The organism is Thermoleptolyngbya oregonensis NK1-22, from assembly GCF_032705245.1.
Classification (GTDB): domain Bacteria; phylum Cyanobacteriota; class Cyanobacteriia; order Elainellales; family Elainellaceae; genus Thermoleptolyngbya; species Thermoleptolyngbya sichuanensis.
This window is the reverse complement of record NZ_CP053540.1, coordinates 4,096,611-4,117,833: the sequence shown is the minus strand read 5'-3', so window position 1 is coordinate 4,117,833 and position 21,223 is coordinate 4,096,611. Positions and strand designations below refer to the sequence as shown.

At 58.3% G+C, this 21,223-nt stretch carries 17 protein-coding genes; 7 read left to right on the top strand and 10 right to left on the bottom strand.

The window, feature by feature from the left end; genetic code table 11:
• Positions 1-28 precede the first annotated feature (28 nt).
• The 3 genes from HNI00_RS17265 to hflX all read right to left on the bottom strand — a co-directional run bounded on the left by HNI00_RS17265 (position 29) and on the right by hflX (position 3,749).
• Positions 29-340, bottom strand: coding sequence for a hypothetical protein (locus HNI00_RS17265; protein WP_316787888.1), 312 nt, complete (start codon positions 338-340; stop codon positions 29-31).
• Between the two features lie 458 nt (positions 341-798).
• On the bottom strand, positions 799-1,818 hold the full coding sequence (galE, locus tag HNI00_RS17260) for a UDP-glucose 4-epimerase GalE (RefSeq protein ID WP_316787886.1): 1,020 nt from the start codon (positions 1,816-1,818) through the stop codon (positions 799-801).
• A 173-nt stretch (positions 1,819-1,991) separates the two neighbouring features.
• A complete protein-coding gene (hflX, locus tag HNI00_RS17255) occupies positions 1,992-3,749 on the bottom strand; it encodes a GTPase HflX (protein WP_205371480.1) in 1,758 nt (585 codons plus the stop codon).
• Between the two features lie 1,281 nt (positions 3,750-5,030).
• On the opposite strand from hflX, the gene HNI00_RS17250 reads away from it, so the two are divergent.
• Complete coding sequence (locus HNI00_RS17250; protein ID WP_316787883.1) at positions 5,031-10,493, top strand: nSTAND1 domain-containing NTPase; 5,463 nt, start codon at positions 5,031-5,033, stop codon at positions 10,491-10,493.
• Here the strand turns inward: HNI00_RS17250 and HNI00_RS17245 are convergent.
• Positions 10,412-10,855, bottom strand: coding sequence for a VOC family protein (locus HNI00_RS17245; protein ID WP_316787881.1), 444 nt, complete (start codon positions 10,853-10,855; stop codon positions 10,412-10,414). The genes HNI00_RS17250 and HNI00_RS17245 overlap by 82 nt on opposite strands.
• A 12-nt stretch (positions 10,856-10,867) precedes the next feature.
• On the bottom strand, positions 10,868-11,380 hold the full coding sequence (locus tag HNI00_RS17240) for a TIGR02652 family protein (RefSeq protein ID WP_068515812.1): 513 nt from the start codon (positions 11,378-11,380) through the stop codon (positions 10,868-10,870).
• Between the two features lie 169 nt (positions 11,381-11,549).
• Between HNI00_RS17240 and HNI00_RS17235 the strand changes: the two genes are divergently transcribed.
• From HNI00_RS17235 to HNI00_RS17225, 3 genes are all read left to right on the top strand, one after another.
• Positions 11,550-12,122, top strand: a complete 573-nt coding sequence (locus tag HNI00_RS17235) for a gamma carbonic anhydrase family protein (protein WP_316787877.1) — start codon at positions 11,550-11,552, stop codon at positions 12,120-12,122.
• Between the two features lie 244 nt (positions 12,123-12,366).
• Positions 12,367-13,455, top strand: a complete 1,089-nt coding sequence (locus HNI00_RS17230) for a redoxin domain-containing protein (RefSeq protein ID WP_316787875.1) — start codon at positions 12,367-12,369, stop codon at positions 13,453-13,455.
• 308 nt (positions 13,456-13,763) lie between these two features.
• Positions 13,764-14,159 carry a VOC family protein gene (locus HNI00_RS17225; RefSeq protein ID WP_316787873.1) on the top strand — a complete coding sequence of 132 codons (396 nt, stop codon included), beginning with the start codon at positions 13,764-13,766 and terminating at the stop codon, positions 14,157-14,159.
• 67 nt (positions 14,160-14,226) lie between these two features.
• On the opposite strand, the gene HNI00_RS17220 is transcribed toward HNI00_RS17225, so the two are convergent.
• Positions 14,227-14,880, bottom strand: coding sequence for a Coq4 family protein (locus HNI00_RS17220; protein ID WP_172356744.1), 654 nt, complete (start codon positions 14,878-14,880; stop codon positions 14,227-14,229).
• 210 nt (positions 14,881-15,090) lie between these two features.
• Between HNI00_RS17220 and HNI00_RS17215 the strand changes: the two genes are divergently transcribed.
• Positions 15,091-15,231: a hypothetical protein gene (locus HNI00_RS17215; RefSeq protein ID WP_316787870.1), complete on the top strand. Its 141-nt coding sequence runs from the start codon at positions 15,091-15,093 to the stop codon at positions 15,229-15,231.
• Here HNI00_RS17215 and HNI00_RS17210 read toward each other — a convergent pair.
• On the bottom strand, positions 15,228-15,581 hold the full coding sequence (locus HNI00_RS17210) for a hypothetical protein (RefSeq protein ID WP_316787867.1): 354 nt from the start codon (positions 15,579-15,581) through the stop codon (positions 15,228-15,230). The genes HNI00_RS17215 and HNI00_RS17210 overlap by 4 nt on opposite strands.
• Before the next feature lie 98 nt (positions 15,582-15,679).
• Between HNI00_RS17210 and hpsN the strand changes: the two genes are divergently transcribed.
• Positions 15,680-16,639: a hormogonium polysaccharide biosynthesis glycosyltransferase HpsN gene (hpsN, locus tag HNI00_RS17205; protein WP_420156220.1), complete on the top strand. Its 960-nt coding sequence runs from the start codon at positions 15,680-15,682 to the stop codon at positions 16,637-16,639.
• Here the strand turns inward: hpsN and HNI00_RS17200 are convergent.
• From HNI00_RS17200 to HNI00_RS17190, 3 genes are all read right to left on the bottom strand, one after another.
• Complete coding sequence (locus HNI00_RS17200; protein WP_316787863.1) at positions 16,614-18,602, bottom strand: DICT sensory domain-containing protein; 1,989 nt, start codon at positions 18,600-18,602, stop codon at positions 16,614-16,616. The genes hpsN and HNI00_RS17200 overlap by 26 nt on opposite strands.
• 346 nt (positions 18,603-18,948) lie before the next feature.
• The gene (locus tag HNI00_RS17195; protein WP_316787861.1) at positions 18,949-19,737 is read right to left on the bottom strand and encodes a TIGR00297 family protein; all 789 of its coding nucleotides are present in this window, start codon (positions 19,735-19,737) and stop codon (positions 18,949-18,951) included.
• A 124-nt stretch (positions 19,738-19,861) separates the two neighbouring features.
• Positions 19,862-20,524, bottom strand: a complete 663-nt coding sequence (locus HNI00_RS17190; protein WP_316787859.1) for a class I SAM-dependent methyltransferase — start codon at positions 20,522-20,524, stop codon at positions 19,862-19,864.
• Between the two features lie 259 nt (positions 20,525-20,783).
• On the opposite strand from HNI00_RS17190, the gene HNI00_RS17185 reads away from it, so the two are divergent.
• A complete protein-coding gene (locus HNI00_RS17185; protein WP_172356734.1) occupies positions 20,784-21,203 on the top strand; it encodes a hypothetical protein in 420 nt (139 codons plus the stop codon).
• Positions 21,204-21,223: the final 20 nt, after the last annotated feature.

The window sequence follows — 21,223 nt, the reverse complement described above, 5'->3', positions numbered from 1 at the left end:
ACCGCAGTTGACCGCAGTCCAGTGGAGACTAGGATTTTGCCTCCAGATCGGCTCCACACAACAGTTCTAACACCTGTTCTGCCGTGATCAGCCGCTTTAGCACGACTTGCCCAATCGATGCACTTGATCCGTCTGCTTGGATCGCAGGCGATGGACAGACTTCTACCATCAGCACCGACTCTTCGACCTGGTGCAGCCAGAGGCGCTCGCCCCGCTCCACAATAGAAAGCTGCATCCGCTGGATATGGGGCGGTCGCCGCCAGGCCCGCTCATCCCACAGCCCGCCAAATTCCCACACGCGCCCCACCGTCCAACCATCCGATAGAAAAAAATACTTCACAGGTTCCCACACCGATTTATCTATTCAATCTGTTGGTTCAAGCTGTTGGCTCAAACTGCTGGCTCAAGCTGCTGGCTCAAGCTGCTGGCTCAAACTGTTGGCTCAACGGCTCAAGCTGCTGGCGATCGCCTTCATGTCAACACAGATGTCAATCCAGAAGCATATAAGTCACAGAAGCATAAAAATCGCCACTCGAAGGGCGATCGCTCCGAGTGGCATCACTCAAACTGTCATTGGCCCCTTGCTGCCTAGAATACCGGGTTGCCGAGTGGATTTATCGCAATCTGGCTTCAAAGACGTTGGGCCCTGCTTCTGGAAACCTAATGAACCCTATTAGGACTTACGCAGTTGGACAATTTCTCGCGGGCACATCCCACCAGAAATTGTCCAAACCCCAAGGAGCTTATCGCAAGTGCGTAAGTCCAGTGCTAAGTCCTGCCTATAATCTGGCACCCTGGCTATGAGGCAACCAGGGTGCTGCCATGCCGCTTTAGGTGCCAGGCCCAGGCGTGGGAAATGATGTCGTCAATGCGGCTATACTGCGGCTGCCAGCCCAGAATTTGCCGGGCCCGGTCGGCGCTGCCGATGAGAGCGGGGGGATCTCCAGGGCGGCGATCGCACGCCTTCACCGGAATGTCCCGACCCGTAATCTGACGCGCCGCCTCGATGACTTCCTTCACCGAGAAGCCATTGCCATTCCCCAGATTAAAAATATTGCTGCCGCCGCCGTTGAGCAGGTATTCCAGCCCCAGCACATGGGCCGAGGCCAAATCGGTCACATGGATATAGTCGCGGATGCAGGTGCCGTCGGGGGTGGGATAGTCCGTGCCGAAGACCTGAATGGCATCGCGCAGCCCCAGCGCCGTTTGCAGCACCAGGGGAATTAGGTGGGTTTCGGGGTTGTGGTCTTCGCCGAGCCGTCCGTCTGGGTCGGCTCCCGCCGCGTTGAAATAGCGGAAAATCACCGATTGCAGACCATAGGCTACGCCAAAGTCCTTCAGCACCCGTTCAATCATCAGCTTGGTTGCGCCGTAGGGATTGATGGGGTTCTGGGGATAGTCTTCGGGGATGGGCACGACGTTGGGAATGCCGTAGGTGGCGCAGGTGGAAGAAAACACCAGCTTGTTGATCCCGGCGGCGTGCATTGCTTCTAGCAGCGTCAGCGTGCCGACTACGTTGTTGCGATAATACTTCGCGGGTTCTTTGACTGATTCGCCCACATAGGCATAGGCGGCAAAGTGCATAACTGCGTCGATGGTGCGGCTGGCAAAGATTTGGTCGAGCAGGGGGCGATCGCCAATCTCTCCGACAATCAGTTCCGCTTTCAGAACGTCTTCGACCAGTTCCCGATGCCCATACACCAGATTATCCAGAACCAGAACCTCGTATCCCGCTTGCTGGAGCGATAGCACCGCATGGGAGCCGATATACCCCGCACCCCCCGTCACCAAAATCGTCGGTTGATTGGTTGAACCCATGACCAAACTCCTAAAGCGAAGTGCCATCTGATGCTTACCTATGTCTACTGGGAAAGTAACAGGCAAGTTTAATTTTCTTTATAAAGATTTAGTGAATTTATCGGTTTTTACGGAAAGAATCAAGCCTGGATCAGGAGTCATCCGGGCTTGATTCTTCCAATCTCGGCCCATCGCTAGGGGAAGTCGTAGGAGCGGCGAGACTGCTGGGCAGGAGAATCCGATGCGGGAAGCTCGCCCATTTCTGCGTTCATCGACACGGCGTAATGAACCAGTTGCAGCAAGCGCTGTCGGAGGGTGCCCAAACCGAGGCGATCGCCCGCCGAGATAAACAACGCCTGCGGAAACTCCGACTGAGCCAGCGCCAGCGTGTCGCCGTCTACTTGGTCAATCTTGTTGAACACCAGCAGCGCCGGCCCCGGCGTAATCGGCATTTCGCTCAAAATCTTCATCACCGAGCGGATTTGGCTTTGCCAGGCCGGATGCGACAAATCCACCAAGTGCAGCAGCGCGTCTGCTTCAGTCACCTCTTCTAGCGTCGCCCGAAAGGCATCCACCAGCGACGGCGGCAGGTCGTGGATAAAGCCCACAGTGTCTGTCAGCACCAGTTCCACAGGTTCCTGAGTTTCGGCATCCGTCACCACTAGGCGACGGCTCGTGGGGTCGAGCGTGGCAAAGAGCTGGTCGGCGGTATAGACCTCCGCATTGGTTAGCGCATTCAGCAGGGTAGATTTGCCCGCGTTGGTATAGCCCACCACCGCCACCGAAGGCACGTCTCGATGCTGTCGGCGCTGTCGCAGCCGGGCCCGATGCGCCTGGAGCTGGTTGACTTCCTGTTGCAGTCGGGCAATCCGCCGCTGAATTGCGCGTCGCTCGGTTTCTAGCTTGGTTTCCCCTGGGCCTCGCGTGCCGATGCCGCCCCCCAGTCGAGACATGTCGCGCCCTCGCCCGGTTAGCCGGGGCATGGTGTATTCCAACTGCGCCAGTTCCACCTGGAGCTTGCCAGCCCCCGTCTGGGCCCGTTGGGCAAAGATATCGAGGATGACTTCCGTGCGATCGACCACCCGCACGCCGATCTGCGCCTCCAGGTTCCGCACCTGGGCAGGCGACAAATCCCGATCAAACACGATCAGGTTTGCGCCGACGGTCTGGGCGGCTAGGGCAATTTCCTGGACTTTTCCTTCCCCTACAACGGTTTGGGGATGGGGATGGGCCCGCTTTTGCGAGAGGACTTGCACCACGTCGCCGCCTGCCGTTTCTACCAGCCGCGCCAGTTCCTCCAGCCCTGCCTGAAACTGTTGAGCCGAAAGGTTGTCGGTCATTACGCCTACCAGCAACGCGCGATCGTGATCGACTTCGACCTGCTGCGCCACAAACTCGCGGCGAAATTCTGACTCCAGCCCTTCCGTTAGCTCCAGAAAGTCTTGCTGGCTGACCCGATCGAGGCTGAGAGGCGGCGAAACGGTCCAGTTGGCCTCAGGATGGGGAATCAGGTGGGCCAGATAGGCTTCGCGGATATAGCCCGTTGCGCCGCCGCCGCGTCGCTCAAAGCCTTCGCCCGTCATCACCAGCAGCACCAGTGCATCTAGCCGTTGCAGCGCCATTGCGGTGAGGGCCGCGCTGCTGGGCGGTTCGGGCTTGAACTTGGTGGCCACACAGCGGATGCCGCTGAGACGCTCTGCGCCATATCGCGGGAGCTCTTGTGGCGGAATTTGAGTTTGTCGCAGAGTGCCCACTCCCACGCGAATCACCTGTCCCCGGCGATTAATATAGGCGCAAACGGGCTGACCAATCTCAGTGCTAACGGCCGCGAGGCGTTGGGCAAATTCGGGGGTCGTCAGGCGATCGCCCGGAAGTCGCTGGTGATAGAGCCGCTGCAACTGTTTGATCTGGCTGGGCTTGAGTCCCTGCAAGTTGCCAAAAATCGTTTCGATAGGCACAACGGATCGGCAGTTCGATCCCCTAGCTCGACTCCCTCATTTTACATGGCAGGTCTGGGATGGCTGTGTGGAGGTTAATAAGAGTTGAGATCCGTGCCGATTTGAGTGGAACTTCGGGCAAATGGCGGAGCAAAACGGTTCATCAGGTGTGGTGTAGGCGTTGTGCAAATCTTTTGTGAAGATTCAAGCTTGACTCATTTCGCCATATTTCACGGATACCACGCAAGTAAATTCAGAGAAAATACGCAGGGCGATCGCCATCGCACCAAATTTCAAGAGAGAAACTCCGGGATAATACATAAGCGCATTAAGACTAATCTTACGATCGATAGAAACTAACGGAACTGTTCTAAAACCTTCAGCGTCTTGGCGGATTGACGTAAGGTTTTTTGCGTCTTAAAGACCTAATTAATATCGATTAATAAAGGGTTGAAATGCTTTCAAATGAGGGGTTTTGCCCTCTTTTTATTAAAACTTGGTTTTGACTATAGTTGGATTGGTAAAGCCGATTCAGGTTTTTTCAATTCTAATTGATCTTGTTCTTGAGAGTATCGCATTGCTGACAAATGAAACAAAAACAAAGCATAAGCGAGGGATACGCGAGGAAAAATTAAGGGGTGAAATCTGAAAACTTTAGGGCGTTTTAGCGAACCAGGCTGAAAAATCAGGCTTCGGCAGCTAATGCTCTTCGAGGATCAGTAGTTTCTCGTAGTTGCCAAAGACCATTTTCAAGAAGCCGAGTTGTGAAATTGTCTCTAATGACTGGCTCTATCGAGCGTCTGCATTGACAGACTTTATTAGATTGACCTTTTGGCAGTGCTTTTATAGCTCGTGAGGGTCGTGAGCGATCACGAAACCCTTGCCTCTCATGGCAAACGCACCTCGCGATGTAAGGAAACTCTATAAGGTTTTGCGATCGCAATTAGGCTACGCAAGTTTATAACTGCCTTCCAGATAACTTTAGAAACTGAGAATATCTAGATGCGGACATCGTGAAGAACGATTGCCGTCATTTTGTCACGACTTTTTCAGACACTTTTTCAATTTCCCAGTCTTGGTTTTCCTGGCTAGTTTAAGTGATTTGTTTAAGGGATTTTCAGTGGGTTTAGCCTGCAATCGCCAACTCGATTAATACATCCAGAATTCTTTCTTCACCTGTCTAAGTCTATGCTTCTCGTCTAAGTTCTTATGTCTATCCATAGCGGTATTAATCGTCAAATTCACCGTCGAAGTTACTACAGCTAGCCTTGTTTGTTGTGTGTGAGGAGTTGGGTCATGTCTCGGGATGCACTCGTTGTTGGAGTTAATGCTTATCAGTTCTTACAGCCGCTCAAAGCCCCCGCTAGAGATGCAGAAGCGATCGCCCAAATGTTGCAAACCTACGGCGAATTTCGGGTGCAGCGACTGCCCGAAGTCGTGCAGGCAGGGCAGCCCAAAATCGGTCAAGCGACACCCGTTTTTTTGCGAGATCTAGAAACTGCGCTGGTCAATTTATTCAAGCCCAAAGGCAGCAATATTCCCCAGACTGCGCTGTTTTACTTCTCTGGACATGGCATCCAAAAAGAAGCGGGGATTCACGAAGGCTACCTTGCAGTCAGCGATGCCAACCCCGATGCGGGATTTTACGGATTGTCGCTCTACTGGCTGCGGCGGCTGTTGCAAGAAAGCCCAGTGCGGCAGCGAATTGTGATTCTAGACTGCTGCCACAGCGGCGAGTTGCTCAACATGCTGGAGGCAGACCCCGGCGCACGGACGGGAACCGATCGCCTGTTTATTGCGGCCTCGCGGGAATATGAAGCCGCCTACGAATCGCTCAATAGCGACTACAGCGTTTTGACCCAAGCGCTGCTGGAAGGGCTAGACCCGCGCCATGCCAGCACGGGTACTGTGACGGCGCACTACCTGACGGCCTGGGTGAGCGATCGCCTCAAGCACGAACTCCAGCAGCCCTTGTTTGAAAACTCCGGCAGCGAAATCATCCTGACGCGCTGCGGCACGGCTACTTCCCCCATTCTCCCCAAAACCCCGGAAAAGCCGGAGATTTGCCCCTTTCGCGGGCTGGAGTGCTTCGAGGAAGAACACGCCGACTTCTTCTTTGGGCGCGAAGAACTGACCCATCAACTGGTCGAACGACTCCGCACGAGTCCCTTTGTCACGGTGCTGGGTGCGTCGGGCAGCGGCAAGTCGTCGCTGGTGCGGGCCGGGCTGATGCACGAACTGCGCCGGGGGCAGCGGCTCGCAGGCAGCGATCGCTGGCGACTCAAGCTGATTACGCCGGGCGAAAACCCCCTGCGGAGCTTGGCTAGCGCTTTTGTCGATCCAAACGCACCAGAGATCGAGCGGGCGGAGCAAATCCAGCGGGCAGAGACCTTTTTGCAAAGCGGCGGCACCGGTTTGGCGCGATTGGTTCGGGCTAGCCTGCCCAACAGTCCCACTTCCAGCGCAGTCTCCACGCTTCCCTCTGGGGCCGTCCGTCCGCGCCTAGTGCTGATTATCGACCAGTTCGAGGAGGTGTTCACGCTCTGCTGTGGCTCTCAGTCGGAGACCCTGCGGCAGCAGTTTTTCCAGTGCTTGACCAGCGCTCTGGCCCAGTCCGAAGACTGCTTTAGCATAGTTGTCGTGCTGCGGGCAGATTTTTTTGGCAAGTGCCTGCAATATGCGGGGCTGGCGGCTCAGATCAAGCGGCAGATTCTCAAGGTGCTGCCCATGAGCTATGAGCAGATTAAAAATACGATTGTGCGCCCTGCCAAACGGGCCGGGCTGATTTGCGAACCCAATCTCGTCTACACCATGCTGCTGGATGTGATTGGGGCACCGGGGGAATTGCCGCTGCTGCAATATACGCTGCGGGAACTGTGGGAACAGCGTGAGCGATCGCCCCAGGGCGCACCCTCCAAGCTAACCCTCAATGCCTACACAGAACTGGGCGGCGTGCGGGGTACGCTGCAAAAGCGGGCGACGGACATTTACAACAGCCTGGAGCCGGATGAGCAGGCGGCGGCGCGGCGCATTTTCCTGACGCTGACTCGACTGGGTGAAGGCACGGAAGACACGCGCCGCCGCGCTGCCAAGGATGAGTTGGTTAGCCCCGCGTTTCCCAGACCGCTGATCGAGCGCACGCTGGAAAAGCTGGTTGCCAGCAAACTCGTTGTCACCAGTCGGGGCAGCGAGGGCGATCGGACGGAGGAGAAGATGCGGAGTCGCCCATCGGCAGAATTGCTCGATGTGGTGCATGAGGCGCTGATTCGCAACTGGAGTCTGCTGCGGGGCTGGCTGGATGAGAGCCGCGAGATGCTGCGTCGCCAGCGGCGGATCGAACAGGCGGCGCTGGAGTGGGCAAAGCTGGGCAAACCCACCCGATACGAGTATTTGCTAGGGAGCGATCGCCTCCAGGATGCCATCAGCTTCCAGAAGACCTATCCCCAGGAGCTTTCGACCCTAGCCCGAGAATTTCTCAGCGTCAGCGATGCCGAAAACCGTCGAGTTCGTCGCAAGGCTATTTGGGTGAAGGTGTCTGTGCCGTCTGCCCTGGCGCTGGCGGTGGCGCTGTCGTTGGGGCAATATCGCACCACCGTAAAAACGCAGGCCGAGAAAGATTACCAGACGATGGTGGCCACCTCGCGGGCGCGGGCGGCGATCGCCCAGTCGATGTTGCAAGAGCCAGACCAAGACGCGATGGCGGCCCTCGTGGTCAGCCGACTGGCAGCGGCCCAGGGTGCAACCTACGAAGCCGAATCGAGCCTGCGGGCTGCGCTCCAAGACTTGCGGCTGCAAATCTGGCTACCGGGGCATCGCGGCGCAATTCGCCAGTTGGTCTATAGCCCCGATCGCCGCTATCTCGCCACAGTCAGTGCCGACGGCAGCATTCGCCTGTGGGCCAGCCCCGATCAGGTCATCTACGCCGACACGACCGCCAAACCGCTGCGGGTGTTCACCGGGCCCGGCGACGCTAAGGCAGAGATTACGGAAATTGCCTTTAGCCCAGACGGCAAGAAGCTGGCAGCGATTTTGCTCCACAACGCCGACACGACCGCCAAATCTGCGACTCAGCTTTACCTCTGGGACGTGGACACCGGAACTCTGGCGCAAACCCTGCCGATGACCCAGTCTGCGACCCAGCTTCGCTTCAGTCCTGATGGCAACTGGCTGGCAACTGTGGGCGATTCGCAAACCGATCCCGCCGGGAGTCGTACCCTTTCCCTTTGGCATGTTGAAAGCGGTCAGCAGGTGGCTCAACTCACCCAAGAGTGGCCGATCCAGACGCTCCAGTTTAGCCCCCAGGAACCATCCCTGCTCATCGCAGGACAGTCGGGCATGGTGCAGATCTGGAAAATTACGCCTGCTCAGCCGGAGTCCTCAGAAGCAGAAGCGACTGCTGAAGCAAACGACCCAGCGCAACCCACGCCCCCGTCCCCGGCGGCCCTGACGCTCGCAGGCAACCTCGATCTCCGACAGCACATTGCGCTGCCCTACACGGGCGGTATCCTGCACGCCACCTATAGCCCCAGCGGCCGGTGGATTGCAACGGCGGGAGCCGATGGCATCGCGCGTCTGTGGGATGCCCAAACGGGTACGCTGGAGATGACGCTCACGGGGTTTGCCCAGACTGCTCAGCGGCCGCCCGCCCTGAGCCAGCTTCAGTTCAGCCCCGATGAAACCCTGCTGGCGGCGGTGTCGCCTGGGCAACCCATCCGAGTGTGGGACTTGCGGACTGGACAGGTGCAGCAAGATCTCTCGGTGGGGCGGGGGAAGACTCCGCAGCCCATCGTGCGGGCGATCGCCTTTAGCCCGCGCGGAAATCTGTTGGCCGCCGTCAGCGGGGCCACCACGCAGCTTTGGAACCCGCACACGGGGCAGCTTGTGGCGCTACTGCAAAACCCCAGTGGCCCTGTAACCCGCCTGCAATTCAGCCCTGGGGGAACCCACCTGGCAACCGGAGATGACGCGGGTGATGTTTACCTGTGGTCGGCTGAGGCGGGCGGGGAACTGCCCAGCATCGCTATTCCAGAGGGTGGTGTGTCCTGGCTGGCGTTTCTGCCCGATGGCGGGGTGCAGCCGGCAATTCCCGCAGGGATCGCTTCGCGAATCGCGCCAGCGTTGCAAAGTAAAACCGCCTCTTCTGGCGACGAACGGGGCAGCGGGCGACAGATCGGGCTTCCGGCAAATGGAGCGCTGCTGTCGATTCGGCGCGATGCGGCTTCCCAGAGCTTGCGCCAACGCCCCAAGTTCACCCTAGCCGCAAAACGGGCGGAGGACGCTGCGGAGGCGCTGCTAGCGGAACCCGAAGACAGTTTGCTCGACTCGACGGCTCCGCTGCCCGGAACCCTCAGTCTGGCATTGGTCACCGCTGAGGGCATCTTGCAAAACTGGGCGTTTTATGCAGATCGCTGGACAGATCCCTACGTTGAAACCGTAGCCCAGGAGATGCCCGACGCAATCCATCTGCATCGGCTCAATCCGAAAACGCTCTGGCAGCAAATCAAAACCTGGATGCCGCTCGATCGCCCTGCTGCGGACTCCGATTCCAGCGCTGACGCAACTGCATCTCAGCCCGCGCCTTCTGGAACTGTTGCCGAAGAGACGCAAGAGCAGCCCAGCATCACCCAGCAGATTCTCTCCCGGTTTCAGCAAAACTCAGCGCGGGCTGCGCGGGTGGCAGATGCCGGGGGCACATCGGGGCTGACCAGTTTTGCGCTGAGTGCAGACGGCGAACTGATGGCGATCGCCACTCGCGCAGGGCAGGTCGAGATTCGTCGGGTTCAGTCGGCTGACAAGCAACCGCTACGTGGCTCAGCCGCCAGCACGCGGCTGCACCAGCTTTTGCTGGGTTCTATATCTCCGTCCGGTAATCCATCGGGTAATCCATCGGGCAATCCATTAGGCAATCCGTCCGGCAATCCATCGGGCAATCCCGTTACGATTCAGCAGTTGGCGTTCAGTCCTGATAATCGGCTGCTGCTGGGGTTGGGCAGCGACGACCGCGTGCGCTTGTGGCGGGTCGAGTCGGGCGAGTTGGTGGCAGTGCTGGAGGGGCATCAGGGGGCAATTCCCGTAGGGAGCGCGTCGCGAATCGCCACGGCCCGCTTTAGTCCAGACAGCACGCGAATTGTTACCGCTGGCGCAGACCACACTGCGATTGTGTGGGATGCCCAGACTGGACGGCGACAGGGCATTCTTAGCCACACGGCCCCGCTCACCAGCGCCAGCTTTAGCCCCGACGGGTTGAGCCTTGTCACCACCACTCGCGATGGCACGGTGCGAATTTCCGATGCCACCACGGGCGATCCGCGCATGGTGCTGAGTGGCCACCAGGGCCCAGTGCTGGATGCCCAGTTCAGCCCTGATGGGCGATCGCTCGTCACCGCGGGCAGCGATGGCACGGCTCGCCTGTGGAACCCCCGCACAGGGGCAGAGCAGGCCCAACTGCGGCCCGCCACCGAGTCGCCCGTCACCATTCAGCGGGCGTTCTTTACGCCCGACGGCAGCTACGTCGCCACGCTGGCCAGCAACGGCCGCCTGTATCTGTGGGCGGCAACCTGGGATACGCTGCTCAAGCTAGCCCGCGATCGCACGTTGCGCCAGCTCAGCCCCGACGAGTGTCGCCGCTATCTGCGCCTTGCATCCAGCGAGTGCCCCCAAGTGGACTTGGGCAGCGACTACGCGCCTCCCCGTTCCCCCAGCACCCGGATAAACTCCAGCGGCAACCCGTCGGAATCTGCCACAAACGCGACTTCGTAGATGCGATCGCCGATCATCTGCTGCGTCGGCTCCAGCAGCACCTTCAGCGCATCGCCCTCGCCTGCGGCGGCCGCCTGGGCAAAATCTTGCTGCAAATGTTCCAGCCAGTCCGGCAAACTCTCGACTGTATTAGTCAGGTCAAACGACAGGTGATAGTAACCCGTGTAATGCTCATCCCCAAAGGCATCTGCTGCGGCCCTGGGCTGGGGCACCTGCAATAGCTCGATGCGTCCGCCCAGTCCCTCCATCCAGCAGCCCAGCGTGATGCCCGCCGTAAACCGCTCGCACACCGTGAAGCCCAGCCGCTCGTAAAAGGCGATCGCCCGAAAGATGTCGGCGGTGCGAATCGAAGCGTGGTGCATGGCTCGCGCAAGCTACTCAAACAGCCGAAAGTAGGGATACCGCACGGGCGCACCCGGCTCTTTCTCCAGGTCAAAGTTAATCACATCCCAGCACGGCTCTTCCTTTGGATCGGGGCTGAACTCTACGGGCAGCCCGTAGAGGCGGGGGCGAGTGCTAGCGTCTGCCTGGCCACGCCAAGGGGCACTGCGGTCGAGGTAGGTGCTGATCAAATCCTGGTAGCGACGGGCAATGATTACGCGGGTAGCGCGATAGCCCTGGGTATAGAGGCGATCGAGCGCTTCATGGATTTCAAATCGGATGCCATCGGGATGCGTGTGCTGGCGATACCACTCGTTATCCCACTGCCGCCAGTGTCGGCCAGACTGGAGGTGGATCAGTTCGCCCGTTTTGGGATTCGCTTCAAAAGCTCCGTGGCGCTGGCATAGATAGGTATCGGTCAGGGTCAATGCCGGAATTGTCTGACGACAGTGGGGACACTGAATCTCCGGGCCGAAGATTGGGTACTGTAGGGCTGGGTTCATCATGAAATCGCGACCCGCGTAGTCTCCATCTAGCATCAGCAAGGCTCTATTATAACTTTGGGTTTTTCTTAGGCTTTTCTCAGTTAAAAGCTAGAAACAATTCTACGGGTATTCGCTGGAAGCAAGGGCGCGAATCCTGGCAATCTTAAGAAATTTGACTGGAGTTTACAGCTTGTCTACGGGTTTCACGGAAAATTCACAGCAAAATCGCACCAGCGGTTGGTCTGTCCCAGATCTCTCCAGGGCGGCGTTTGTTGCGCCGGGGGCAGCGGTCATCGGTGAGGTGTTGCTGGCGGAGGGCGCAAGCGTCTGGTATGGCGCGGTGGTGCGCGGCGATGTGGAACGGATTGAGATCGGGCGCTGCACGAATATTCAAGACGGTGCAATTTTGCACGGCGATCCGGGGCAGCCAACGGTGCTGGAAGACTACGTGACGGTGGGGCATCGCGCCGTTATCCACAGCGCGCATATCGAGCGGGGCTGTTTGATTGGCATCGGGGCGATCGTGCTGGATGGGGTGCGCGTGGGGGCGGGCAGCATCGTGGGTGCAGGCGCGGTGGTGACGAAGGACGTGCCAGGGCGATCGCTCGTCGTGGGCATTCCCGCAAAGGTGGTGCGTTCCCTCAGCGACGAAGAGGTGGCCGACCTGATCGACCATGCCAAAAAATACGAAAAGCTAGCCCAGGTTCACGCAGGCACAGGGACAGATTTGGGGTTTAAGCGTTTGCCGCATGCGTCATCTTGATTTTGGATTAGGGGTTTCGGATTGGGGATTTTAGATTTTGGATTGGGGATTTTGGATTAGGGATTTTGGATGATTGGACGACCCATCCCCAGGCCAAAACCTAAAATCGACGTAAGTAGGACTTACGCAGTTGGACGATTTCTCGCGGGCTGCGCCCGCGAGAAATCGTCCGGAATCCAGCAAATATATCGCAAGTGCGTAAGTCCTGATAAGGTTCTTTGCATGGAAAAATAAACACTTTGCCATGGCCAGGTCACTGCTCACGGTGGGCGAACCCGCTCCCTGGTTCACCGCCCCTTCCACCAGCAATCCCCGCTATCATTTCGACTCGGTAGCCGGCCGCTACGTGGTGCTGTGCTTTTTCGCCTCCACCAGCGTCCCCATCAGTCAGCAAGTGCTGACGCTGCTGTTCCAACATCGGGCGCTGTTCGACGATACCCACTGCTGCTTTTTTGGAGTCAGCATCGACCCGGAAGATCAGGCGCAAGCCAGAGTGCAGGAAGCCATTCCCGGCATTCGCTTTTTTTGGGACTTTGACCAGTTAGTGAGCCGCCAATACGGCGTTTTAGACGAAGCTACCCAGAGCTACACGCCCTGCACGTATATCCTGGATGAGCGGCTGCGGGTGCTGGGGGTGCTGCCCTTTGGCGACCAGCCAGAACAGCACGTCGCCCTGCTGGTGAAAATCCTCGAACAACTGCCGCCGCTCCACCCTGCCGAACCCGCCGCCGTGCAAGCGCCCGTGCTGGTGGTGCCGCGGGTGTTCGAGCCAGATTTGTGCGAAGCCTTGATTGATTACTACAACCAGCACGGCGGCGAGGAATCGGGCTTTATGCGGGAGGTGGGCGGGCGCACTGTTGCCGCACTCGACCACAGCTTCAAGCGGCGAAAAGACCAGGAAATTTTGGACGAACCCCTGCGGAATGCGGCGATGTATCGGATTCACGATCGCCTCGTCCCCGAAATCGCCAAAGCCTTCCAGTTTCGCGCCACGCGCATCGAGCGCCACATCGTCGCCTGCTACGACGGCCACTCCGGCGGCTTTTTCAGGCCTCATCGCGACAACACCACCAAAGGTACGGCCCACCGCCGTTTTGCAGTGTCGCTCAACCTCAACACGGGCGAATATGAAGGGGGTAAACTGCGCTTTCCCGAATTTGGCAGACGAACCTATGAAGCCCCCGCGGGCGGTGCAGTGGTCTTCTCTTGCTCGCTGCTGCATGAGGCCACGCCCGTTACGCAGGGACTCCGCTACGCCTATCTGCCCTTCCTCTACGACGATGCCGCCGCCCAAATCCGCGAGGAGAATCGGCAGTTTTTGGCCATCGAGTAATCCGTAATGAGTAGTTTGTAAGATAGTCCGTAAAACCGTGAGTCCAAATCCTGATGCCCTTTGTGGAATTAGCTGACCTCTGAGTCCCCATTTAGGAGTCTCCATCAGGGAGTTCCCATCCAGGAGTCCCCATCAGGGAGAGATCATACTCGTACTCATTACGAGTATGATTAAGGAGTGAGGGCTGTTTGACTTTGGCGACCGCCCCTTTCCAAAGCGCTAGATCAGGTTCATCGCCCATCGCCACAACGCCCCTCGCACGACACTCCTTACACACGACACTCCTTACACAAGGGCTGGAGGCAGTCATGAACTTCAAACGGATGGAACATATCAACCTGTCTTGTCAGGATTTGGAGGCGAGCCAGCGGTTTTATCAAACGCTGTTTCCCGACTGGTATGTGCGGGCAGAAGGCAGCTATGGGGGCGATCGCTGGGTTCACCTGGGCAATAAGCAGTTCTATATGTCGCTGAACAATGCCCACGAACCTGCGGCGGCTCATCGCGCCTATGTTGGCGTGGGGTTCAACCACGTCGGTTTTGTGATCGAAGATGCCGAAACGATGCGATCGCACCTAGAAAAGCACGGCATTGAGTATTACACCTACACCTCGCCCGAAACGCGGCTGCGGCTCTATGTTAGCGACCCCGACGGCAACGAGGTGGAACTGGTGGAGTATCAGCCCGACTATGCGCTGCGATAGTCACGGTTGCGATAGTCACGGCTGCGATAGTCACGGCTGCGATAGTCACTGCGGCTCGACTTAGCGCCTATGCGATGCCCAATTCTTGCCGCCATTCAGCCAGCGGACGCTCCCAATGTTCCTCCCACTTTTGCGCCAGAAATGGCTTGGCGGTCATGCCCATGCGGTAGCCCTTCGACAGGTCGTTGAGGATGCCGTCGAGGGACTCTGGCGCATCGGTGAGGGTCTTCAACAGCCCGCCGCAAATCAGCACGATTGACATGGGGCGACGGGTCTGCGCCAGTTCAAAGGCCTTTAGCCCCAGTTCGCCAAAGACGCTGGTTTCAAAGCCCGTCACCAGATGCCAGATGTCGTGCGTTTGCCGCAGGCGCAGCAGCATGTAGGTGATGTCGTCGGTGACTTCGACCTTGCGATAAAAGTTGGGGTCGAACCCGGCGGCGGTGAGCGTCGAAGCGTAGATGTAGCCGAGGGAATCGGGCGGCAGCTTTAGCAGGGCATCCAGATCGGGCGGCGGCGCGATGTAGCGTTCTGCAAACAGGCGGGCGATCGCCTCGTCGCGCTTGACGTATTCCACCGCCAGCGCCATTGCTTTGGTCGATCGCAGACCGTCTTCAATGTCATACACCGAGTCTGTATTTTCAGCATTCCGCAGCAGGGAAATGGTGCCTTTGCCGACGCTCAGCAAATCAATGTTGAGCTGACGAAGTTTTTGAAACAACACAGCAGCCTCCTGGAGGACTTGGGTGAGGAGAGGGGTTCACAGGGAGGGGAACGGAGAGGACTACAGCAAGCCACAGCCGGATTCCAGAATGTCGGCCATTTCGGCTGATCTCTGTTCTCTCCCGTCTCTCAAACACACATCTCTCAAACAGCGCTACTCAAATAGCGCTAGATGATGAAGTTGTTGGAAGTCTGACAGAGTATTTGGTATTTGGGCCGGCCATCCAAAATCGCCAATCCAAAATCGCCAATCCAAAATCGCCAATCCAAAATCGCCAATCCAAAATCCAAAATCGACCTCAGCTACAACTACGAATACAACGAATACAACGAATACAACGAATACAACTAGGAAGCACCGGGCTTGCGGATGGTAAAAGAAATCGGGCGGGGCGGGGGCGCAGGCGGGGTGGGGTGGAGGTTAGGAAGCTGGGTGGGGGGGCGCTGTGGTGCTGGGCTTGGGTGCGGTGCAGAGGCGGGGTTGGCGGGTTGAGCGGCTTCTGGAGGGGTGGCTTTTGGCGCGGGCTTTGGCGCGAGGCGGGGCGATCGCCCTCTACCGTTGAGGGGAAACCGATTGGAGGCGATCGCCAGTCCTAGCCCGGCCGCCACCATCAGCGGCAGCGGTAAGCTCAGACCCTCGACCCAGGGATATAGCTCTGCCATTACAAAAAACAGCACTACGCCTGCAACCCACACCTGCATTCTGCCAAGCCCTTGAATTTCCAATGCTCACAATACCCGAAGGATAGCTGAAGATTGGCAAAATGCGACAGGATGGAGGCTGATGCGCCTTGCTCCCAATGCTTTCCTCCGTGTCCTTAATTATTCCCACTTACCAGCGCGAGGCGGTGCTGCGGGCCACGCTGCGGGATGCCCTGCGGCAAGAGTACCCGACCTACGACGTGATCGTGGTGGATCAGACGGCGGTGCATGAACCCGAAACCGAGGCAATGCTGGCAGAACTCAGCGCAGCAGGCAAGCTGACCTGGCTGCGGGTGGATTGGGCCAGCCTGCCGCGGGCGCGAAATGTCGGCATTCGGCAGGCAACGGGCGAGATTGTGGTGTTTGTGGACGACGACGTGCAGATGCCGCCGGATTTTTTGGCAAGACACGCGCGGCATTATCAAAACTTAGAGATTGGGGCGATCGCTGGCCGGGTGCTGGATCGGCTGAAGCTGGCGGATGACCCCGATCGCCGCATCGAGCAACTGCCGCCGGCGGCAAACGATCCGGCGATCGCCTGGTATCACCTCGACCTGGTGCATACGGTGCAGCCGCAGCGGGTGCTGTCGGCACGGGGCTGCAATATGTCCTTTCGGCGATCGCTCTTTACCCAGCATCATCTCTGGTTTGACGAGCGGTTTCGGGGCAGCGCGGTGCGAGAAGAGTCGGACGTGTGCTTGCGGCTGCGGACGACGGGGCTAGTGATCTGGTACGACCCGGAGGCGTGGCTGGTGCATCTGGGGGAGGAAACGGGCGGCTGTCATGACCTCTCGACGCGATCGCCCCGCTATCAGATCAGCTTCTATCACAATCATTTCTGGCTGGGGTTCAAGAACCTGACCCCTGCCCAATGCCTCCGGTTTTTTGCCAAATTATTTGACTGCCATGTGCTGGGAAACCCGCCCTGCAACAAGGGCGGCCACCCGCTAAAGGTGATGACTCGTCTGTTTTTTTACCTGTTGGGGCTACTGGCAGCAATGGGAACTGCGCTTTTGGCAAAGATGTCAGAACTCAGGAGCGGCCGTTCTTTGCTCTAGCCCCAGACGTGCCCGCCGTCTCCTGCGCCAGCGGCAGCGTAAAGTGAAACTGGCTGCCCTTGTCGCGCCCATCCGACTCGGCCCAGATCTGCCCGCCCAGCGCCAGGATGATCTGTCGGCAAATCGCCAGGCCCAGCCCCGTGCCGCCCGCCGTCCGCCGCAGGGCCCCTTCTTCCTGATAGAAGCGATCAAAGACGACCTCTAGGCGATTTGGCTCGATGCCGCGTCCCGTGTCGGCAATGGTGACTTCCAGCATCTTGCCACCGTTTGGGTGCGCCTCGATCAGCACTTCTCCGGTGGATTCGGTGAATTTGCAGGCGTTGTCTAGCAGTTTGGCCAGCACCTCGACCAGCCATTCCCCGTCGGCCCTGACCAGCGGCAGTTCCCCCGGCACGTTGGTCTGGATTTTGGGCAATGGCGCGTCGGACTGGCGGGTTCGCAGGCTGCTGAGAGCTAGGTCTACGCACTCTTGCAGCGCCAGCGGTTCCAGATGCCACTCGACGCGGCCGCTCTCCAGCCGCGATAGGGTGAGGAAGTCCTGCACCAGTTTTCGCATTCGTTCTGCATCGGACAGGGCCGTGCTGAGCATGACTTGGCGCAGTTCTGTAGGCATGTCGGGTTCGCTGGCTAGGCTTTCCAGGCAAACCTGAATGGTGGACAGCGGCGTGCGGAGTTCGTGGCCCGTGATGGCGATCAGGTTGCTGCGGGTGCGCTCTAGCGCTTCAAGCTGCTCGTTCAGGTCTTCCAGGTTGGCGTAGGATTCGGATTGGAGGATGGCAACGCCCAACTGGGAGGCGACGGATTCTACGAGCGATCGCGCTTCGTCTGTCCAAGTATGTGGCTCCTTCTGGCAGTGGTGTAGCTCCACCATGCCCAGCAGTCGTCCTTGGTTAATCACAGGCACCATCAGCCAGGAGCGGATGGATGCTCGCTTCAAAATTGGCTTGAGCGGCGACAGGTCAAGCGGCGAGTCAGTGCTGGTGTTGGCGATTTCCGCAGGGATCGCTTCGCGAATCGCTATCGAGGTCTGCTGCTGGGCCACGGCTTGAAACAGGGGATTGTCTCGCAGCGGCCAGTCCTGATCCACCAGGGAGGCAATGCGCTTGTCGCGGCGATATTCATAGATGATTTTGGCGCTGCTGTCGGTGTCTTTGCAGCGATAGATGATGCAGCGACAGACCTGCATCGCTTTGCCCAACTCCTCCACTGCCACGCGGAAAATGTCGTCGGTGTTGAGGGACTGGCGCATCGCTGTGGTGATGGAGTTCACCAGGCGTTCTTTGCGCTCCTGCGTGGCGATGGAGCGGTAGGCCTTGAGCAGCTTGTATTGCCCTGCCTGCAAATGAGTGACTAGGCGCTGGGCAAAGGGGTCGGGGTCTACTTCCAGCTTGGTGGGCTGCGGCAGCAGAATTTCGGCCTTGGCGGCGGCGATTTTTTCCGCCAATTCTGGGCGATAGTTCAGGATGCGATCGAGCAAAATTTCGGCGGCATGGTAGCTCACCTGGCGGTCAAACGTCCACACGCCTTCAAAGCGGCGGGTTTGATCCATCGTCGTTTCTGCGGTGTCGGCGGCGCTGGGCAGGCTAGTGCGCTCGCGGCAGACCAGACAGGCGGAATACTGCTGCCCAATCACCACCAAATGCCATTCCTGGCTCAGTTGGTCGGAGGGGTCAAAGGCGACGGTTTCATATTCTTCTGAACGGTTCATGAAGTCCGTTTCGGGCGCAGCCAGGACGTAGACCTGGGGGGTGAGCGCGGCGATGCGGAGGTAGCGGTGAGATTCCTGTCGATAGAACCGTTCGCGCTGGAAGCTGGCAATGATGAGCGGCTGGCCGGAGGATGCCAGAACCTGATCCTCCATCGCGTGAGAGAGGGCGGTGAGCGACGATTTGAAGTAAAGCTGGGGGCGCAAGTGGGGCGATCGCTTCAATAGCGCATCCAGCACGGACTCAGAAATGCTCATGCAGGGCTTGCTTAATCCAATCCGGACAATCCAGCAGCGGTGACCGCCAAAGCAGGGTGCGGTGATCCTATTCTCGGATAAACTTGCGGTCTTAGATCTAGAGAATAGCTAGATTAAAGCAGGATTGGGGGCTGGAATGCAGTCGTCTGGCTAGCAGAGGGAAGAGGGAAGAGGGAAGAGGGAAGAAGGAAGAGAGAAGAACGAAGAGGGAAGAAGGAAGAGGGTTGGATGGGGGGAGACGGGGCTGACTGTAGTCAGTGGTGGGAATGACAGGCTTGGAGATGGTGGGACGAAAGTGGGCTGACACAGTATTTGGGCATATTTGCGCTTCAGGTATGCTTGCGCTTTAGGCAAGCTGGTGAGCGAGGAAGTAGTAGGCTCCAGCGATCGCAACAGCGGCGATCGCCCCCAAAAATGTGTTCACAATATTCACCATCTCGTTGGTGAGCCAGCGGTATTTGGATTGCAGCGTTGCGCCGATCAAGCTTTCCAGATTCGTGGCGATAAATGCGGCGGCAATGCACATGGGAATTTCAATCGGGGCGATCAGCCGCACGGCCCAGCCCAGCGTGGCAATCAGCGCTGCCCCCAACAGCCCTGCTAACGTTCCCTCCAGGCTTACTGCGCCCTCAGTTCCCGCTGGAACGGGTTGGAAGTTGGTAATCAAAAACGTGCGGCGGCCGTAGGCTTTGCCAATTTCCGTAGCGGTGGTGTCGGCTAGCTTGGTGGCAATGCTGGCCACATAGCCCAGCGCCAGCAGCACGATGATCACCTTCGTCGTCGCCGTGCCAGCACTCCCCAAGGCGTAAATGCTCAGGGCACAGAGCGTTGCCGTCAGCGCCGACCCCCAGACGTTTTCGGGCCCCCGTGCCCCAGAGCGCTTCTCGGCAATGCCGGCCTCTTCTTTGCGCTGCTTGCCAATGCGAGTGACCGCCGATCCCACCAGGAAGTACACCACCATGACGACATAGCCGCGCCAGCCCAGCGTGCCAAACAGAATCACCCCCAGGGCCCAGGCGTGGAAAATGCCCGCCGGAGTCAGCAGTTTCTTGGGCAAAACCCAGGCGATCGCCGCCAGCAGGCTATTCAGCCCCAACCCCACCAGCCAGGGCATCCATTCGCTAGAGATGGGCATCGCACCTCCTCCCAGACGCGGTTTTGCAAGAGGACTCTGGTCTTAGGGTAAGCGATGATTTCGGCAGAGTCGAGGGGGGTCGGCATAAGGGCGGGCGACATCTCATATCGCACCTCACCGCTCCCTATCGCTTCCGGGCCAGCGTCAGCCCGTCCGATACGGGAATCATGCTGAGGGAGACGCGGTTGTCCTGGTGAATTTTTTGGTTGAACTCGCGAATGGCGAGGGTGTTGGGGGATTGGTTATCGGGGTTGATGACCTCGCCGCCCCAGAGGACGTTATCGACGGCGATCAGCCCGCCGGGGCGCAGGAGTTGGAGCGATCGCTCGTAATAGTTCCAGTAGTTGCCCTTGTCTGCGTCGATAAAGGCAAAGTCGAACGTGCCCGCCTGTCCCTCTGTCAGCAGGCGATCCAGCGTTTCCAGCGCAGGCGCAAGATGCAGCGCGATCTTATGGGCCACGCCGGCCTGCTGCCAATAGCGACGGGCGATCGCCGTATAGTCTTCGCTCACGTCGCAGGCGATGACTTGCCCCGCCTCCGGCAGCGCCAGCGCCACCGCCAGGGAACTGTAGCCCGTAAACACGCCAATTTCCAGCGTTTTCGTCGCGCCAATCAGTTGCACCAGCAGCGCCAAAAATTGCCCCTGATCGGGCGTGGTCTGCATGATGCGCTCTGGATGGCGGGCCGTTTCCTCTCGGAGCGATCGCAGCACCTCCGGCTCTCTCAGCGACACCGACAGCAGGTAATCGTGCAGCGGTTCCGACAGTCCCAAGCTTTTGCCTGTCATGGTCTTCAACGGTAGAAGGGCAATTGGATCATAAGATGTTCTGAGAAGGGAAAGGGGAGAGGGAAGAGGGAAGAACGAAGAGAGAAGAACGAAGAGGGAAGAGGCTTCGTTTTTCGTTTTTCGTTCTTCGTTTTTCGTTCTTCGTTCTTCGTTTTTCGTTCTTCGTTTTTCGTTCTTCGTTCTTCGTTTTTCGTTCTTCGTTCTTTAACTTCCCCCTTCTTCCCCCCCTTTGTGCTTTATTCCTTCAATTAACCCGAAAATGCTCCGTCCCCTCCTCGCGCTCCTGCTTACGTTCCTCCTGACTGCCTGTAGCTCTGTCTCTGGGCCGGGTCGAGATATTGTGGAGCGGGCGATCGCCCTCCAGTTCAGCCAGACGCAGGAAGACCTGATCCAACTCCTGAACCCCCAAGACCCGACCTTTCCCCCGTTTACCATCAGCAATGTCAAAATCACTGATGAGCAGGGATTGCAAATCGGCAACCTGCGGGGGTTTCGGGTGCGGGGAACTTATGATGTGACGCTGGAGTTTCCGGGGCGAACGGTGACGCAAAAGGCTAACCCATTTGAGATTTATCTCCAGCGGCAAATTGAGGGAAAAACCTGGCGCTTGGCGCGGCGGCAGGCCAATCCCAAAAATCAGACCGATACGGAAAGTTGGGTGACGCAGTTGGTGTTATAAACAGCCCCGGCGGCTGTCAG

Coding starts and splice junctions, on each gene's coding strand:
- HNI00_RS17230 (WP_316787875.1), top strand. CDS start 12,367: ATGGCCAGGTCACTGCTCACGGTGGGCGAACCCGCTCCCTGGTTCACC.
- HNI00_RS17240 (WP_068515812.1), bottom strand. CDS start 11,380: ATGATGAACCCAGCCCTACAGTACCCAATCTTCGGCCCGGAGATTCAG.
- HNI00_RS17245 (WP_316787881.1), bottom strand. CDS start 10,855: ATGCACCACGCTTCGATTCGCACCGCCGACATCTTTCGGGCGATCGCC.
- HNI00_RS17200 (WP_316787863.1), bottom strand. CDS start 18,602: ATGAGCATTTCTGAGTCCGTGCTGGATGCGCTATTGAAGCGATCGCCC.
- HNI00_RS17225 (WP_316787873.1), top strand. CDS start 13,764: ATGAACTTCAAACGGATGGAACATATCAACCTGTCTTGTCAGGATTTG.
- HNI00_RS17185 (WP_172356734.1), top strand. CDS start 20,784: ATGCTCCGTCCCCTCCTCGCGCTCCTGCTTACGTTCCTCCTGACTGCC.
- HNI00_RS17190 (WP_316787859.1), bottom strand. CDS start 20,524: ATGACAGGCAAAAGCTTGGGACTGTCGGAACCGCTGCACGATTACCTG.
- HNI00_RS17250 (WP_316787883.1), top strand. CDS start 5,031: ATGTCTCGGGATGCACTCGTTGTTGGAGTTAATGCTTATCAGTTCTTA.
- galE (WP_316787886.1), bottom strand. CDS start 1,818: ATGGGTTCAACCAATCAACCGACGATTTTGGTGACGGGGGGTGCGGGG.
- hpsN (WP_420156220.1), top strand. CDS start 15,680: ATGCTTTCCTCCGTGTCCTTAATTATTCCCACTTACCAGCGCGAGGCG.
- HNI00_RS17195 (WP_316787861.1), bottom strand. CDS start 19,737: ATGCCCATCTCTAGCGAATGGATGCCCTGGCTGGTGGGGTTGGGGCTG.
- HNI00_RS17210 (WP_316787867.1), bottom strand. CDS start 15,581: ATGCAGGTGTGGGTTGCAGGCGTAGTGCTGTTTTTTGTAATGGCAGAG.